General features: G+C 44.1%; 13 protein-coding genes and 1 riboswitch. Of the genes, 8 read left to right on the top strand and 5 right to left on the bottom strand.

The window, feature by feature from the left end; genetic code table 11:
* Positions 1-71: 71 nt before the first annotated feature.
* Positions 72-1,130, top strand: a complete 1,059-nt coding sequence (locus ACXHJ2_RS24890) for a hypothetical protein (RefSeq protein ID WP_165082061.1) — start codon at positions 72-74, stop codon at positions 1,128-1,130.
* 82 nt (positions 1,131-1,212) lie between these two features.
* Here ACXHJ2_RS24890 and ACXHJ2_RS24885 read toward each other — a convergent pair whose 3' ends face one another.
* Entirely contained in the window at positions 1,213-2,520 is a 1,308-nt protein-coding gene (locus ACXHJ2_RS24885) for a nucleobase:cation symporter-2 family protein (RefSeq protein ID WP_016822599.1), read from the bottom strand.
* Complete coding sequence (locus tag ACXHJ2_RS24880) at positions 2,514-3,131, bottom strand: xanthine phosphoribosyltransferase (RefSeq protein ID WP_025675736.1); 618 nt, start codon at positions 3,129-3,131, stop codon at positions 2,514-2,516. Before ACXHJ2_RS24880 ends, ACXHJ2_RS24885 begins: the two co-directional genes overlap by 7 nt.
* A gap of 157 nt (positions 3,132-3,288) precedes the next feature.
* Positions 3,289-3,392, bottom strand: a riboswitch (purine riboswitch).
* 327 nt (positions 3,393-3,719) lie between these two features.
* Between ACXHJ2_RS24880 and rhaB the strand changes: the two genes are divergently transcribed.
* The 5 genes from rhaB (at position 3,720) to ACXHJ2_RS24855 (ending at position 10,962) form a co-directional block, all read left to right on the top strand.
* A complete protein-coding gene (rhaB, locus tag ACXHJ2_RS24875) occupies positions 3,720-5,201 on the top strand; it encodes a rhamnulokinase (RefSeq protein ID WP_165082091.1) in 1,482 nt (493 codons plus the stop codon).
* Positions 5,202-5,213: 12 nt separating this feature from the next.
* Complete coding sequence (rhaA, locus tag ACXHJ2_RS24870; protein WP_165082093.1) at positions 5,214-6,470, top strand: L-rhamnose isomerase; 1,257 nt, start codon at positions 5,214-5,216, stop codon at positions 6,468-6,470.
* A gap of 51 nt (positions 6,471-6,521) precedes the next feature.
* The gene (gene rhaD, locus ACXHJ2_RS24865; protein WP_165082095.1) at positions 6,522-7,367 is read left to right on the top strand and encodes a rhamnulose-1-phosphate aldolase; all 846 of its coding nucleotides are present in this window, start codon (positions 6,522-6,524) and stop codon (positions 7,365-7,367) included.
* Between the two features lie 266 nt (positions 7,368-7,633).
* Entirely contained in the window at positions 7,634-8,530 is an 897-nt protein-coding gene (locus ACXHJ2_RS24860) for a helix-turn-helix domain-containing protein (protein ID WP_165082096.1), read from the top strand.
* A gap of 143 nt (positions 8,531-8,673) precedes the next feature.
* On the top strand, positions 8,674-10,962 hold the full coding sequence (locus ACXHJ2_RS24855) for a GDYXXLXY domain-containing protein (RefSeq protein ID WP_185156522.1): 2,289 nt from the start codon (positions 8,674-8,676) through the stop codon (positions 10,960-10,962).
* A gap of 199 nt (positions 10,963-11,161) precedes the next feature.
* On the opposite strand, the gene mmuM is transcribed toward ACXHJ2_RS24855, so the two are convergent.
* Positions 11,162-12,109 (bottom strand): homocysteine S-methyltransferase, encoded by a 948-nt coding sequence (mmuM, locus tag ACXHJ2_RS24850; protein WP_165082098.1) that lies wholly within the window; start codon positions 12,107-12,109, stop codon positions 11,162-11,164.
* A gap of 291 nt (positions 12,110-12,400) precedes the next feature.
* Between mmuM and ACXHJ2_RS24845 the strand changes: the two genes are divergently transcribed.
* Positions 12,401-13,456 carry an AEC family transporter gene (locus tag ACXHJ2_RS24845; RefSeq protein ID WP_013373759.1) on the top strand — a complete coding sequence of 352 codons (1,056 nt, stop codon included), beginning with the start codon at positions 12,401-12,403 and terminating at the stop codon, positions 13,454-13,456.
* A gap of 17 nt (positions 13,457-13,473) precedes the next feature.
* Positions 13,474-14,493 (top strand): 2-hydroxyacid dehydrogenase, encoded by a 1,020-nt coding sequence (locus ACXHJ2_RS24840; protein ID WP_129550243.1) that lies wholly within the window; start codon positions 13,474-13,476, stop codon positions 14,491-14,493.
* 51 nt (positions 14,494-14,544) lie between these two features.
* On the opposite strand, the gene ACXHJ2_RS24835 is transcribed toward ACXHJ2_RS24840, so the two are convergent.
* Positions 14,545-15,282: a response regulator gene (locus ACXHJ2_RS24835; protein WP_090737663.1), complete on the bottom strand. Its 738-nt coding sequence runs from the start codon at positions 15,280-15,282 to the stop codon at positions 14,545-14,547.
* Positions 15,279-16,865, bottom strand: a complete 1,587-nt coding sequence (locus tag ACXHJ2_RS24830) for an ATP-binding protein (protein ID WP_013373762.1) — start codon at positions 16,863-16,865, stop codon at positions 15,279-15,281. The genes ACXHJ2_RS24835 and ACXHJ2_RS24830 overlap by 4 nt, the downstream gene beginning before the upstream one ends.
* Positions 16,866-17,123 lie beyond the last annotated feature (258 nt).

Genomic DNA, 17,123 nt, shown 5'->3' with positions numbered 1-17,123 from the left:
CCTGTCCTTCCCTGTTTTATTTATCATATTTGATTTGGTAAATCTCTCATCTTTAGAAAGGATGTTTCCTTTTGAAAACAAGCACCTATCGTATTTTTATACTTTCCTTGGTTGTTCTAACTCTGTTACCTTCCTGCTCTCCAGCTTCTACTCCATCAACTCCAACCAAACAAATCCAATCAGGCAAAAAGTCAGCTCCAGTCGAACAAGGTCAATATCTATCCATGACTTATACAGAGTATGTGAATGGGAAGAACACAGATCAAGGCATGGTTATGCGAGTTATGACTTACGACTTGAGCAGTAAGAAAATGACCAAGCTGGCCGACGTACCCTATACCTCCCAATACCCACTTTCTGTGGTGTACTTACCTGATCACAAAATTTATTACTCTGCTGATGTGGATGATAAGGGAGACCAACTATTTTCATACGATTTAAATTCAAAAAAAACCGAACAATTATCCAATAATTTATTTGCCATTAATCGCATAGTACCAACTACTCTAGAAGGTCCACTTGTCCTAGCTGCAGTTAAAAAAGGAGAAAGTACACTTAAAACAATTTTCTACGATAAATCGACTCATACCATGCAGTTTTTGCACGATGAAAATCAAGATGAACACACCTGGTCTATAACCTATAATCCAGCAAAAAAAGCAATTTATAATACACAGTATTCAGATAAGGAACAACGTAAAGAATTCAACATTGCCTCCAAAAAAAATACTTTTTCAAGACCTCCAAACTACAAAGTTACAGAGATCAATAATGCTAAACAAGAGCGGACTGTGATCACACTTAAAAATGAACAAATCTTGTCAATGTCCAGCAGTAATGATCAGCTACTTCTAGTGACTGCTCGTTTCATTAATCACGGCAACCCCGAGTATAGCCTTGTCGATATTACAACTGGAAAACGCACCAAACTAGAGCTGCCCATTTCATCCCGCAGCTTCATCTATATGTCCCCGGACGGCAAGGGGGTCTATTATTTAGGCAGCACCTCCCTGAAGAATCAGGAGGAAGGACGCGGCGTGTACTATTATGACTTCACTTCGAAAATTCAAACCCCGATCTTCATACAGAAAGAGGGTTTTATCAATAATTTCATGCTACTTAATAAATAACTCGCTCTGGGTAACCCCATGCCAAACAGCCGGAAAAGAGGCTACACCCTTTCTCCGGCTATTTTGGTTTATTTCCTATTCATCAAACCTTCTGTGGAACCTCCGAGACATTTACACCTTTGACCGATTCACCTTGTTTTCTTGCCAAAACGATGTTCAAGACAATTGCCGTAATCGAGCCCGATACAATACCATTTTGCAGCAGCATTTTGGCAAAGCTCGGCAGTTGGTCAAACATTTGCGGCAGAACAGCTGAGCCTAGGCCTACAGCAATACTGCATGCTGCGATCAGCAGATTGCTTTCCTTCCGCAGATCTACTTCTGACAAAATAGACATACCTGATGCAGCAACCGAGCCAAACATGACGATCATTGCCCCGCCCAGCACAGCGTTAGGAATCACTGTCGTCAAGGCAGCCAGCTTAGGCAGCAAACCGAGAACGACCATGATGCCGCCCGCAGCAAAAATAACGTTACGCGATTTGACGCGAGTTAGCGAGATCAGACCCACATTTTGCGAGAAGGCTGTGTAAGGGAACGCATTAAATATACCGCCCAGCATAATCGCAAGCCCCTCCGAACGAAGTCCATTGACGATTTGCTTTTGTTCCACCTTCTGATCAATCGCTTTACCTACTGCCAGATAAACCCCCGTAGACTCGACCATGCTGACAATATTGACGATAATCATCGTGCATACCGCCATAATGCTGAATTCTGGCTTACCAAAATAAAACGGCTGCGCAATACTCACCCATGAAGCATCCGCTACGGGAGCAAAATGCACCATTCCCATCGCATAGGCGACTACAGTACCTGCGAACAGACCAATAAGTACGGAAATCGAGCGTAAAAAGCCCTTAGCTACTCGATTGACAAGCAGAATAACCAGTAGTGTAACCAGTGCCAGCAGCAAATTACGCGGCTGTCCAAAATCCGCGCTGCCCTGACCACCCGCTACATTGTTCATCGCCACCGGAATAAGGGATAGACCGATAATCGTAACGACCGAGCCGGTAACCACTGTTGGGAAAAAGCGTAACAGTTTGCCATATAGCGGTGCCGCAAGCACCACAAATATACCGGACAAAATGATGGCACCGTACGCTGTCGCCAGATTTGAGGTCGAAGCAATTGCGATAATGGGTCCTACTGCCGTAAACGTACAGCCCAAAATGACAGGCAATCTACTTCCAAAAAAGCGTGTGCCCATAATCTGTAATAATGTAGCAATCCCGCAAGTGAATAAATCAGCAGCCACTAGATAGGCCATCTGGGCTGGCGTCAGGTGAAGTGCTCCCCCTACAATCAGAGGAACAGCAATGGCTCCGGCGTACATCGCCATGACATGCTGGAAGCCCAGCGCAAATAATTTTTGTTTACTTAACATCCCACATTCTCCTTAACGGGAGGAATCACCATGCCAGCTTCCTCTATAAAATGGACTTCGCCCGGTGCCATGGAAGCGATACGCGCAAGAGAACGTACGGCAATGCCCCTTTGCTCCAACAACCCGCGGCCTTCCTGAAAGCTCTTTTCAATTACACAGCCGACTCCGGCCAGTTCCGCTCCTGCTTCCTTCACAATATCCGTAAGTCCGACCAAAGCTGCACCAGTAGCCAAGAAATCATCCACGATCAGTACATGGTCGCTAGCATCGAGATATTTTTGGGAAATGCTCACCTGATAGGTTTCCTGCCGAGTGAATGAATGAACCTCTGCGAAGTATACCTGTTCATTCAGCGTGATCGCCTTCTTTTTCTTCGCATAAATGAACGGTACCCCCAAGGCAATAGCAGTAGCCATCGCAAATTGAATGCCACTAGCTTCAATGGTAAGTACCTTGGTAATCGGAGCATTGCCGAACAGGCGTGCGAACTCCTTACCAATCTCCAATGCTAATGCTGTATCCACCTGATGATTCAAAAATGAATCTACCTTTAACACCGTATCGGATAAAATCTGTCCCTCTTGACGAATACGTTCTTCCAAAGCTTTCATTATGCGAATATCGCTCCTCTGTACTTTAAAATAGAATAAAGCCTGCGAAAACCAAAAAAGGACAAGCTCCCTTGAGTCGTTTCTCAAGTGAAGCCTGTCCTTGGGGTCGTAATCCCTGACGGATTGGCGCACAAATAAAATGCCCGCATTCATCCGAAGCTGATGCGCTATCACTCATAGTCGGACGATTACAGTGGTCATCCGGTAGAAACTTTTGGGCCATATCCCCAATATTATACGAGTCATATGAAATTGATATCTTGTATACTACACCCTCTGACGGGCGGTTTCAAGACTATTTTTCATACAAACAGCGGCATTTGGAGAACCTTCCACAATTTGAATATCGCAGCAACACACCGATCCCTGTTTGAGGTATATATATAGTAGAAAACAGATATTAAAAAACGAAAAACAATACAAAACAATATTTATTTTTAATTTTATTTTTAATTTCAAAGGTAAAACCAAGATTTTTACTTCCGTTTTTGTTGACTACACAGACAAACGGAAGTAGTATGGAATTAGTTAAGAAACAAAAGGCAGACTTGCAGGCTGCCAGGACTTCACCATGCAAGGAGATTAGATATGAACAACTATCTTGCTGTTGATATTGGAGCTTCAAGCGGAAGACTCGTGAGTGCAACTCTACAAGGTGAACAAATTCACTTGCAAGAGCTTCATCGTTTCAACAACTCCTTTACTGAGAGGCACGGGCACAATTACTGGAATATAGACAATTTATTTGATGAGATCATTCAAGGACTGCAAAAGGCTAAGCAAAATGGAATTGAATCCTGTACGCTCGGCATTGATACATGGGCTGTAGATTACGTGTTACTTCATAAGGAAGGTCATCGCATACATGAGGTGTACGCATACCGCGATGCACGCACTCTACAAGCCCCCGATAAGCTGCACCAGCTCATCAGCCGAGAGGATGTATATGAGAAAACGGGCATCCAGGAACTAAACTTTAATACCTTGTATCAGCTGTTCGTCCATGATCGGGAACAACTCGCCCAGGCAGATAAAATATTGATGGTTCCCGATTATCTGTACTATCGCTTGACTGGCATTATGGTCAATGAAATGACCAATGCATCCACGATGCAGCTTCTCAACGTAAACACCCGAGAATTTGATGAGGATCTGCTCTCCCTGCTCCAGCTTCGGCGCAATCAATTTTCGGAGCTGGCTGAGCCTGGACGCGTCCTGGGCCCCATCTTGCCGGAGCTTGTTCGGAAGTACGATCTTCCAGACTGCCAACTCATCCTTGTGCCTACGCACGATACCGCCTCAGCGGTTGCAGGTGTTCCATCACCGCGGGAAGAGTCTTGGGCTTATATTAGCAGTGGAACATGGTCGCTACTGGGTATGGAACGATCCCAACCCTTGAATACCAAGACAGCTATGCAGGCGAACTACACCAATGAGTGGGGCGCTTACGATACGTACCGTTTTTTGAAAAATATTATGGGCTTATGGATGATTCAGGAGGTTAGAAGAGAGGGAGGCTCTGCACATAGTTTTGCTGAATTGGCCGAATTGGCTTCAGCAGAGACACCATTTGTCAGTCTCGTCCTCTGCAACCAGTCCTCATTCTTAAATCCAGATAGTATGACCCTTGAGATTCAGAGGTTCTGTGAAGAAACCGGGCAGCCTATCCCGCACACACCTGGCGCGCTTGCCCGCTGTATTTTCGACAGTCTGGCCTTAAGCTACCGGGATACCCTACATGAGCTACAACGTTTAACAGACGAAACGATTACCCGATTGCACATTGTCGGCGGAGGCGCAAACAACGAATTACTATGTCAGCTAACAGCCGACCTTTTAGAAATCGAGGTTCAGGCAGGACCTTCCGAATCGACGGCCATCGGCAATATTGTCGTGCAATTAATCAGCTCTGGTGCTCTTGGAGATCTGAAAGCTGCTGGCCGAACCATAGCTAACTCCTTCCCGACTCGGCTATATGAGCCGCAATCAGTGGAAGGCATGAAAGAGCTTCTGGATCGCTGGGAACGCCTCAAAATACAAGCAACATCCCCTACTCACATATCTCAATAAAGGAGTAAAGTCATGAACGAAGCCATTGAAGCGAGTTATAACGAAGCGAAAAAGCTGTATGCCCGCCACGGTATTCAGGTGGATGACGTTTTACGGAAACTCTCACAAATTAAAATATCACTACATTGCTGGCAGGGAGACGATGTGCAGGGTTTCCTGTTCAAAGATAAACAGCTTAGCGGGGGAATTGCCGTAACAGGCAGCTACCCAGGTAGAGCAGGCACGCCTAATGAGCTGCGTCAGGATTTAGAAAAAGCTCTATCGCTCATCCCCGGTAAACACAAGGTTAATCTGCATGCGATCTATGCGGATACTACAGAACAAGTAGATTTGGATCAACTGGAGCCACGCCATTTTCAGAACTGGGTAGACTGGGCCAAACAGCAAGGGCTTGGACTTGATTTTAATCCGACCCTGTTCTCCCACCCCAAAGCGGAGGATGGCTTCACACTAAGTCACAAGGATCCGGATATTCGCGATTTCTGGATCACACACTGTAAAAAATCACGCAGGATTGCAGAACATTTCGGTAAAGAACTCGGTCAGCCATGTGTCACAAACCACTGGATGCCGGATGGTTACAAGGATACCCCGGTGGATCGCTTGGCTCCAAGAGAACGTCTGCGGGACGCTCTGGACGAGATTTTCAGTGAGGAAATTAGTCAAGATTACAACATCGATGCAGTTGAAAGTAAACTGTTCGGCATCGGTTCGGAAAGCTATGTCGTCGGCTCTCATGAGTTCTATATGGGTTACGCCCTGACACGGGGTAAATCTATCTGTCTCGATTCCGGTCACTTCCACCCGACAGAAGTTATTTCGAACAAACTGTCCTCTGTGCTGATGTTTACCGATCAATTATTGCTCCATGTCAGCAGACCTGTACGTTGGGATAGCGATCATGTCGTGACGATGGACGACGAATTGCTGGACATTGCCCGTGAGCTGGTTCGCGGTGAGCTGCTCTCCCGCACTCATATCGGCCTTGATTTCTTTGATGGAAGCATTAACCATGTGGCTGCTTGGGTCATTGGAACACGCAATACCATCAAAGCGCTGCTTCGCGCCATGCTGGAACCGATTGAGGAACTGAAAAAAGCCGAAGAGGAAAGAGACTTCACGACACGCCTTGCCTTGGTCGAAGAGTTTAAATCCTATCCGTTTGGGGCTGTATGGGATTACTATTGCGCTCAAAACGGCGTTCCCGTTCGTGAGGAATGGCTAACCGAAGCTAAAAACTATGAACAACAGGTCCTGCTGAAACGGTAACTATTGCACTGATCATTTTATATTCATATCATCCAAAGGGAGAGATCATCCATGACTACTGTGCTGGAGAATCAAAAAGAACGAAAATCAGGACTGGATATCCCATTTGTTCGCGAGATGGCGGAAATTACGCAAAACATGTGGAAATTCGGCTGGGATGAACGCAATGGAGGCAATGTAAGTTATATTCTGGATGAGGCCGAGGTTGCCAAATATATTGATATTCAAAAAGTCATTCGAACGATTAAACCCGCTTTCCCAGTGAATGAACTGGCAGGCAAATATTTTATTGTCACTGGATCAGGCAAGTACTTCAAAAACGTTATTGCCGATCCGGAAGCCAATTTAGGAGTCCTGCGTGTATCCCAAGATGGTGAGCAGTTAGAAGTTTTGTGGGGCCTCAAGCATGACGCGGTTCCTACCAGCGAATTGCCATCTCATTTTATGAGCCACATTGAACGCTTGAAGGTCGATCCTAACCATCGGGTTGTGATCCATAATCATGCCACTCATGTCATTGCCATGACCTTTATTCATAGTTTGGACGAAAACAAATTCACCAAAACGCTGTGGGAAATGTGTACCGAATGTATCGTAGTCTTTCCAGACGGTATCGGTGTAATCCCTTGGATGGTGCCAGGCTCCAGCGAAATCGGCCGTGAAACAGCGAAAAAAATGAAGGATCATCACGCTGTATTATGGCCTCATCACGGCATTTTCGGAACAGGTAGCTCCATTGATGAAGCATTTGGCCTGATTGAAACGATTGAAAAAGCAGCGCAAATTTATATGCTGATTGCTAAGCATGATATCCAGCAACGGATTACAGATCAGGAGCTGTCGGATCTGGCTAAAGCCTTTAATGTTACTCCAAAAGAAGGAATCCTGAACGTATAAACACAGGCTAATCGTATAGCGCAGGACTCTATAAAGCTCCACGGCTCGTCTCAAACCAGCCATGGAGCCTTTATCATGCATATCTGAATGCTACTGGATTCGAATGTTTTACCCATGACACGATCCGACAGCAGGTATAAACAGTATCCTCTATAAACCGTTTTAATTTTATAACCCCATATTCCAATGAATTAACTTGTAATTGTACTTTCCTTTATATACAATAAAATCAAAATTCCCTTATCCCCACCAAAGGAGAGGTGACAATGATGAGAAGAACAAAGAATGAAGATCACTTCGACATCGTGGAAGACCATTATTTCACAACAACCGAACTGGAAAAATCCAGTGCCATTTGGCCAGTCAGACTGGGTGTGGATATTTCGAAGACAAGCTGTCATGTCGGCCCCAAGGCTGTCCCTTATTTTTATTTTATTTTTGTACTTGAAGGTCAGGCTGAGTTCATTTATAAGGAAAAGAAGTATCGTGTTCAAAAGTCTGATTTGTTCTGTTTTTTCCCCCATCTTGCCTATGAATATTACACCGACCAAGAGCACCCATTACAAAAGGTATGGATCGCCTTTGAGGGACCAAAATCTCTGGCGCTGCTGGAGCGGATCGGGATTAACCCTTCTAAGCCATTTTTAGCTAACGCAGTGAGCGAGGACATCCTCGAACTGATCTCCAACCTATTTTCCATCGTCAACGACCACAACAGACAGGGCAGCGATCTGGCCCGCTTAATTACACTACACCAGATCTTCGAGGAGTTGTCCCGCAACACTTCTGGCGCGCTGCGCAACTCTGTATGCTCTGATTATTGGCTCCAGCAGGGGAAAGATTACATCGAAATGCATTATTGTGACCGTGTTACAATCGAGCAAATTGCTGAGCATGTAGGTGTGGATCGTGCGCATTTTTCACGTAAATTCCATTCCACCTTTCTCATGTCCCCCGCCAAGTATTTGCAAACCCTTAAGATTAACGAAGCCAAAAGATTGCTGGAACAGACTACTTACAATTTGTCGATTATCGCCCAATCCATCGGATATACCGATATGTCCACCTTTTCCAAGGCATTTAAGAAAACAGCAGGAATACCACCTCGAGAGTATCGCTTCCGGCATCAGTCCCGGCAAGAGATCCGCACTGCCAACGCTTAGTCGGGATCCAGTAATGATACAGGAGAACCACCATCATACGGCGGCTCTCCCTTTTTTATGACCTGATCCTAATTTGTACTTGGTTCTGAGCGCTATCAACGCTATAATAAGCATCAAACCAACAGGAAAGGTACGTGAATTCCATGCTGCGATTCAATGCTATACGTACAGGTTATCTGCTGGGCATCTCACTGATACTGGCTGCGATTATTTATTTTTTCGCCTCCAATTGGGGCGGACTGGATCGAACAGTCAAAATTGTGCTAGCTGTTGCGCTTATTGTTTTGTTTTATGGCTTATCTTTTGTATTTGCACGTATACGTGCTGTTCCCGGGCAACAAGCTTTTCTGTCCAATATATTTCTGGTGGCTGGCTGTGTAGCCTTCGGCGTTTCCGTGGCGTTGCTCGGTCAAATTTACAACTCCCATGCGGACAGCTACGGGTTGTTTTTCATTTGGTCAGTGCCGGCTTTACTGCTTAGCTGGATTACTCGCTACAATCCTTTATATATGCTGTCTTATGTACTGATTCATTTAGGGGTATGGCTTTACTTCTATCCAACGATGCAAAGCCCGTCTTATAGCCAACTGGAATCGTTGTCCATCGCTGGAGTGTTCGCAATATTCAATCTGGTGCTATTTCTATTGACGTTCCTTCATCGTATACATTCGGCTCCACTACAATATATGAGCTTTACTGTTCTCCATATAGCTATGTTGGCGATGACCAACTCCTTTGCATTCGATGGGTATGGCCTGATCATGAATATACCGCATATCGCTGTGATTGCTTTAGGATTTTATATATTTATCAAGGTTCGGCTGAATAAAACGTTATTGACCTTGAATGCATTGGCGCTCTCGGCTTTTGCTGTCTTTAAATTTATAGAGCTGGCAGAGGCGTACTCTTCATCTTTATTCTTTGTTTTCGGTTTGATTTTTGTGGCACTGCTACTGACGGGTAACGTATGGTTTTTCCGTTATTTAAATCGTTTGGGAAAACCGTCTCCGGAGGCTGGAGAAATACCCAATGAGAACAAAGAAGATATTGCAAAATCCGATGCGCAGACAACTGTTTCCGAAGACCGCAGTAGTGAATGGATCAGCAAAACCGTATCCCGTGTAATCAAAGTGGTTGGAGTATTGATTGGCAGTATATCCCTCATTGGACTGATTGTGATTAGCACAAACGTAAATCACACCGAATATGTACTGCTGAGTGTGTCTTTGCTGCTGATGATTACGATGATTGTCATACCGGAGTCCAAGCTGGATTCTGTAGTCCGTTATACACTGCTGACCATCAGCTATATTACCGGTCTGGCGGCCATTCTATGGTCAGACCAGACGTTACTTTCAGTATTATTTCTGATCGTTTCCATCGCCGGATGGTTTCGCTCCAAGGGGAAAAGGCAGCAATTTTTTGCCTATACTTTTGTAAACCTGAATATGGCGACTGTTTTATTAAAGCAGTATCAAGAATGGTATGGTTGGAACTGGACCTATGAATTCATCATCTTCGCCCTATTCGTGCTCAATGCCGTGTTATATGGGGTAAGCTACTTTGTGCTCAAGACAGAGTTAAAAGAACATCTTCGGGATAGCTCATTATTCTTCGGCTTATTGTTCCTGTTTTGGGCGACGTTTTTTGAGGATGTCATTCCACACTCTTATATGTTCATTAATATTTTTTATTTTATTATCGTTACATGGATGGTCTTTGCCTTTATTCGTCACAAACACAAATCGCAGGCCATTACGAGCGTCGTATTCTGGTTTATTTTTATCGGCTTCAAATACTATGATTTATTGTGGACGCTGCTGTATAAATCTTTTACACTGGCGCTGCTGGGGATCATTACACTCGGAATTACCTGGTGGTTCGATCGACGAATGGCTCATAGCGGCAAAGCAGCATTCGACGCCGACCACCGCAGCTTTAGCTTTATGCGCTTAAGCCCGTTACTCATTGCCATCGTCATCGTACTACAGCTGGGGATTATCGGCTATCAGACGGCGAGAAGTGAAACCCTGCTCGCCACAGGTGCCTCCGTTAAGCTCAAGCTGGCTCCTATAGATCCGCGTTCCCTGTTGCAGGGCGACTATGTGGCACTGAATTACGATATTTCTACCCCTCCTTCCAAGGACCCTCTTCAGGAGAAGGATTGGAACCGAGGCAAAGTTAAAGTCGTTCTCACACCAGATAGCCAAGGAGTATACATCTCTGATCGTCTATATCAAGATGGTGAAGTGCTTGCCAATCATGAAATCATTCTTAACGGACAATGGAATGGTTCTCGTATTCTGTACGGTGTTGAGAATTATTTCATCCCTGAAGGAACCGGGCGTACTGTTGAACAGAACGCTCGTTACGCCTATATTCGGGTCAGCCGCAATGGAGATGCGTTGCTGGAACGTTTGGTGGAAAGCTGATCTGGATTGGCAAAGAGATAGAGAGGTAGAGAGGTAGAGAAATAGCGAACGAAGCGAGGCTTTAGAAATTCATTCTTTACAAAAAGCAGGCTGAACCAGGTTGCTCCATTACTGGAGTATAACTCGGTTCAGCCTGCTTGTTCTTTTGCGGCAATGGAGGAAAACTCCATGATAACCTTCCCTGAAAGTTTATTCTCGTTTATACCTCTCTCGACCATGCCACGATTTCTCTAATATCCTGTGGCTGAGTCCGACAACAGCCACCAATCATACGCGCTCCTGCTTCATACCACTGACGGGCACTCTGTCCGAACGTCTCTGTACAAGTATGGCCTTGCCATGTTTTGGTGACCGGGTCATATTCCTCCCCCAGATTGGGATATACCACCACCGGCTTGTCCGTATGGCTGTGTATTTCGTGAATAAGAGATGGAATGAATTTGGGCAACGTGCAATTGATCCCTACCGCAGCCACCTGCTCATGCTCATTCAGCCACTTTGCACATGCGGCGACAGACTCGCCATTACTGATATGCTGCTCATCCTTTGCACTAAAGCTGATCCAGGCATATGTACCAGGGAATTCCTTCAACAAGCGGGCAATAGCCTTGGCTTCCACCAGACAGGGTATCGTTTCACAAGCTAAAATGTCTGCTCCCGCCTCGATCAGAGCTTTCATGCGCGGCCTGTGAAACTCCATAAGCTGCTCTTCGCTCAGCTTGTAATCACCGCGATACTCTGAACCATCAGCCAGAAAAGCTCCATAGGGTCCGACAGAGGCCGCAACCAGCGGCTTGGGACGATGCTGCTGACTTGCAGTAGCCGTCACATCGGCCCAAAACTCATCTCGTGCCTTTACAGCAATCAGTACCGATGACTGAATCAGCTTCAACGCCTCATTTTCGCTCAGCCCTCGTTGAACGTAGCCTTCCACAGTGGCCTGATAGCTCGCCGTAATCGCACAGTCTGCCCCAGCCTCAAAGTAATCTCGATGTACACGCTTGATCGAATCTGGATGTTCATAGAGGATTTTGGCTGACCATAAGCTATCGTTTAGATCATGCCCGTGACGTTCTAGTTCAGTCGCCATTGCGCCGTCCAGCACGATTAGCTGAAATTTGTTCAGTATACGTTGTATCGGATTCATGCGGACCCTCCTGCTTGTCTTATCCATTTAACCCACTAACCAGGTTGGAATTAATTTTTTATATTATAGCATGTATGTTGATAAGCACCTCACATTTACATCCTGATGTAACGTATAAATTTTTTAAATTAGTTTCATAAGTTAAATTAATTAGATATTGTTCTTTTTTTCACAAAGTTTTTTTACTATAAAGGTGCAAACCAAACACTTTGGCCAAAAGATCAGGGAATTGCATTGTCACATTTTGCATCATCATTTATGTGAAAAAAGGTACAAGAGAGGGTTTTATCTATGTCTTTACTAGAAATGATTACAGCGACCTTAACAGATAACAGCATTGTCAGTTCTATCGCTTCTACCGTTTTTATTATCCTGCTCGGCTTCTTTTGCCGCAAGAAGGGGATTTTTACCGCAGCCGTAGGAAAGATGCTATCTAAGGTTGTTCTCACCGTGGCTCTACCGGCACTAGCCTTTAATTCTTTCATGCAGGATATCAATCCTACCATATTAAAACAAGGCATGAATGTCTTAATCTGGGGGATTCTCATTTATATCATTCTCATCTTTATCTCCAAGCCGTTCTTCCTGAGCTACAACAAGGATAAGCAGGATGTTTTACGGGTACTAACCATTTTCGGTTCTACTACTTTTTTCGGAATTCCCATTGTCGGTGCCATTTACGGTCCTACCGGAGTGATGTACAGTTCCATTTTTAATATAGGCTACCGCATTTTCTTATATTCTTATGGCTATATCAAAATGAGCGGCTTAAAAATGGAGCTTAAAAATCTCAAAACTATGTTTTTGAATCCGATTGTTATTGCGACTTTTATAGGCTTGTTTGTTTGGTTGTTCCAGGGTTATTTACCGCAAATGAGTGTGGCTACAGAGGATGGGACCATTCAGCAGTTTGCTTTTCTAAGAATTGATCAAACCGCTGTCTGGTTGTTCAAGCCCATGACCTACCTTGCCGGACTAGCTTCTCCATTGGCCTGGTTATCGATTGGTTCAACTTTGGGTGAAATCAGCTTCAAGTCGGCAGCTACAGACAAGACATCATGGTATTACAGCCTTGTTAAAGTTTGGCTGGTACCTATTGTGAACATCGTTTTGCTGGCTTTGTTGACTATATCTCATATTCTGTCGGTCGATACTGTCGCTTTATCTACCATTGTCATTATGATGGCTACTCCTACAGCTACCGTAGCCGCAGCCTATGCCATCAGTTTTGATAAGGAAGCTGTACTAACTTCCAACGCATCGCTTCTATCAACTATCACTTCCGTCGTCATGATTCCGGTGTGGATTATTACGCTTAATGTCATCGATAAAATTGGAATTTTCTAAATCAGGGGGAAAACAACATGTTAAAAATCATCTGCTATGGTGCCCGTTCATATGAGAAGCCCTATTTCCATGAGCTTAATAAATATAACTTCCAGCTAACGCTGGTAGAAGAGCTGCTGACCTCCAGCAATGCAGAACTGGCCCAGCATCACGATGCTGTTTTGTTAAGAGGAAACTGTGCTGCCAATCGGGAAAATCTCGCAAAATTCAATCAGTACGGCATTCAATATATTTTCACCAGAACCGTCGGAATCAACCATATTGATTTGGATGCCTGCAGCGAATTTGGAATGAAGGTCGCACGCGTGCCATCCTACTCTCCGAATGCCATTGCAGAGCTTTCCTTAACGCTTGCTATGATGCTGCTCCGTCACACTGCTTACATGACTACCAAAAGCTCTTTCAAAAATTTTATTGTGGACGAGCATACGTTCAGCAAAGAGATTCACAATTGTAAAGTTGGGATTATCGGGGTCGGTCGCATCGGCCTGACGGAAGCCAAATTATTTAAAGGATTAGGAGCTTCTGTTATCGGCTATGATGTGTACCAATCGGAGGCTGCCAAGGCCGTCATTCCATTCACAACCTTGGATGAACTACTGGCAGAGAGTGATATCGTCAGTGTGCATGTTCCTTACCTGCCGGGACAGAACGACCAAATGATTAATGCCAGCTTTTTAGCAAAAATGAAAAAAGGGTCTATTCTCATCAATACCTCACGTGGGGAATTACAAGATAACCAAGCCATTCTGGATGCTTTGCTCAGCAATCATTTGGAAGGGTTCGGAACAGATGTCTTTCCTAAAGAGGAAGAACTATTTTTTAAAGCATTTGACCCATGGCAAATGCTCCCGGACCCAACGATCCAGAAGCTTGTGGAGCTGTATCCAAGAGTGTTGGTCACACCTCATGCCGGCTCGAATACCGTTACTGCGTTATCCAACATGATTGAAACCAGCTACGAAAACTTCCATGATATCATTACAACTCATTCTTCGGACAATCTGGTCCCACTTCCTGTTCTCGCTATGAAATAGGGTAGGAAGCTTGGCACACTCATTGGACAGTAAAGAACCGCTATCTCCAGATCATACTGGAAATGGCGGTTCTTTTATATCCGAATTGATCTGATAGAGCATTAGCGGCCTTCCAACCTTGTGGTATTCTATCGATTCAATCAGGAAGCCATCGTCTACCAGGAACTGAATATATTTTTTGACTGTAATACGGGACAAGTCCACTTCTCTGGCTAATGTTTCAACCGAAAAAGGTCCGTCCAGCTCTTGGATACTCTTCAGTATGGTAGTCATGGTCAATTTGGACAAGTTTTTAGACAGATTTTTCGATAGATTTGGGGAAAGTTGTTCAGCAGGTTTTTTCTTTTCTACACCCATAGGCTCTTCTTTATTAAAATATTGATCAATGACAGCTTGATTAATTCCGTTCCCTTCCTCCATCACCGTGGCCAAACGCTGGATTTTCTCAACAGCCAGCTTAAAGCGTTCGAATGTAAAAGGCTTAATTAGGTAGTCTGCCACTCCATAGAAAACAGCTTCCTTTACCGTTTGAATATCTTTTGCAGCCGTAATTAAAATAACCGAAGCATGGTACTGCTGCTCCTGCATATGGGATAACAAGGTTAATCCACTTTTCCCGGGTAAATAAACGTCCAGCAATACCAGATCAGGTGTGAACTTCTGAAGACAATCCTGTGCCTTCTGGACAGTATCTGCTTTACATACCACATCCAAGTTGTCCATACGCTCAATAAACTGTTGATTGAGCTCAGCAACCATAGGATCATCCTCAACAATGAGTACCTTCATTCACTCGTCACCTCCAATGTACAGGGCAACTCTACATAGATACTTGTTCCTAGACCCGGTTGGCTGTCAATCTCAATGATGCCCTGGTGATTGTCCACCATGGTCTTAACCAGATTCAAACCGTACCCCCTGTCCTCTCCTTTGGTTGAGAAGCCATGCTCGAATATTCTTTGTTGCATTTCAGAGTCAATTCCCATACCATTATCCTTCACTTTCAAAATAAACACATTTCCCTCACACTCATAATTCAATTTCAATTCAATTTTGCCGGGTTGCCTTTTTTGTAAAATGGAGTCTATCGCGTTGTCAAAAAAATTGCCCAATATGTGTATGACATCATGAACAATGTCCTGCATCTCTAGATTGGATACATTCGAGCTTTCTTCCAGTAACACTGAAATATTCTGCTCGCGTGCTTCGTTGATTTTCCCCATAATAAAACCTGCTAAAGCCGGAACCTTAATCCTCTCTGTTAGAAAGCCTACTTCATTTTGATACCGGTGATTTAGCTGCTGAATATACTGACTGACTTCTTCATATTTCCTCATCTCAATCAGTCCGGAGATCACGTGCATTTTGTTCATAAACTCATGCGTCTGTCCGCGAAGAGAGTTAATATAATATTTTGTGCCACTCAACTGATTGCTAAGATGAATCATCTCGGATTGGTCGCGCAGTGTAGCAACTGCCCCAAAAAACTCATTTTCTACATGTATAGGGGTTACTGTCGCAATGACTTCTATACCATTCACATAAAACGAGCGGTCCTTGATCTTCTTCTTACTATCAAACACTTTCTTGAAGAGCGCGTTATAAAAGTTGGTATCGATCTGCTCGCCAATCGGGGCTTTTCTGTCTTGATTCGCCAGTTGGTACTTGGCCTGAGCTTCCTTGTTCATAAGCATAATTTTCTTGTCAGCCGAAATGGCTATAATTCCTTCAGCGACCTCATTTTCAATAATTACTTTTTCACGTAATCGTGTTGCTATCTCTTGTGGTTCCAGACCAAATAAGATCGTTTTGATTTTTTGTGCCAGAATGATCGCGCCCAGAACTCCACTAAAGAGTCCCAGCATCAGTCCTCCAAAAATGGTATACTGCGCCTGCATCAAATCATGATTTAGCGTTCTCATGGTCAGTCCTACACATACAATGCCAATGACCTCTTTCTGTTGATTAAATATCGGCGTAAAATAACGGTAGCCTTGGCCTAAAACACCGATATTTTCAGAAAAATGTCCCTGACCGGATAGTGCTTTTCTGGCATCGTCCAAATCAGAGAATGGCTTGCCAATCATGGTTTCATTCGGATGGGAAAGCCGAATTAAATCGTGGTTCAGTATGACTACAAAATCCACATTAACGTTATGCATTACTCCAAGCGAATAGTCTTGGATCTGCTTCACAGGGACTCCCTGCTCAACATTACGAATAACATCGTTGTCACTGGCAACCACCTTGGCAATACCTGAAAGTTTTTCCTTCGTATTATCAAAATGCTTGTTAATCACGAAATTACGAATGAGAAGCAAGGATATAATCAAGGAAATAATAATAACTAAAACAACCAAAATAATAATCATGAATTGTAGCGAAACTTTGAATTGTCTTCTCGGTTTCAACTTACCTTTTAACCGCAACCCTATCACCCAGCTTCTTTATCAAGCTCTCCAATGGGAAGAAGAGCCTATCTTGCCCCTATAATCCCTTTTTATTCGACATTGTTTGACAAAATCCCTTCTTATTTTACAAGCTTTACGCGCCCCATTAGTGGATAACGCAGCCTTTATCTGAAATAAAACAATATGCTGAATAAGGAAAGGTCAATTCTCCATAATAAG

The sequence above is a fragment of the Paenibacillus sp. ALE3 genome, assembly GCF_054113405.1.
Note: the sequence above shows the minus strand (reverse complement) of the source record. Positions and strands in the feature narration are given on the sequence as shown.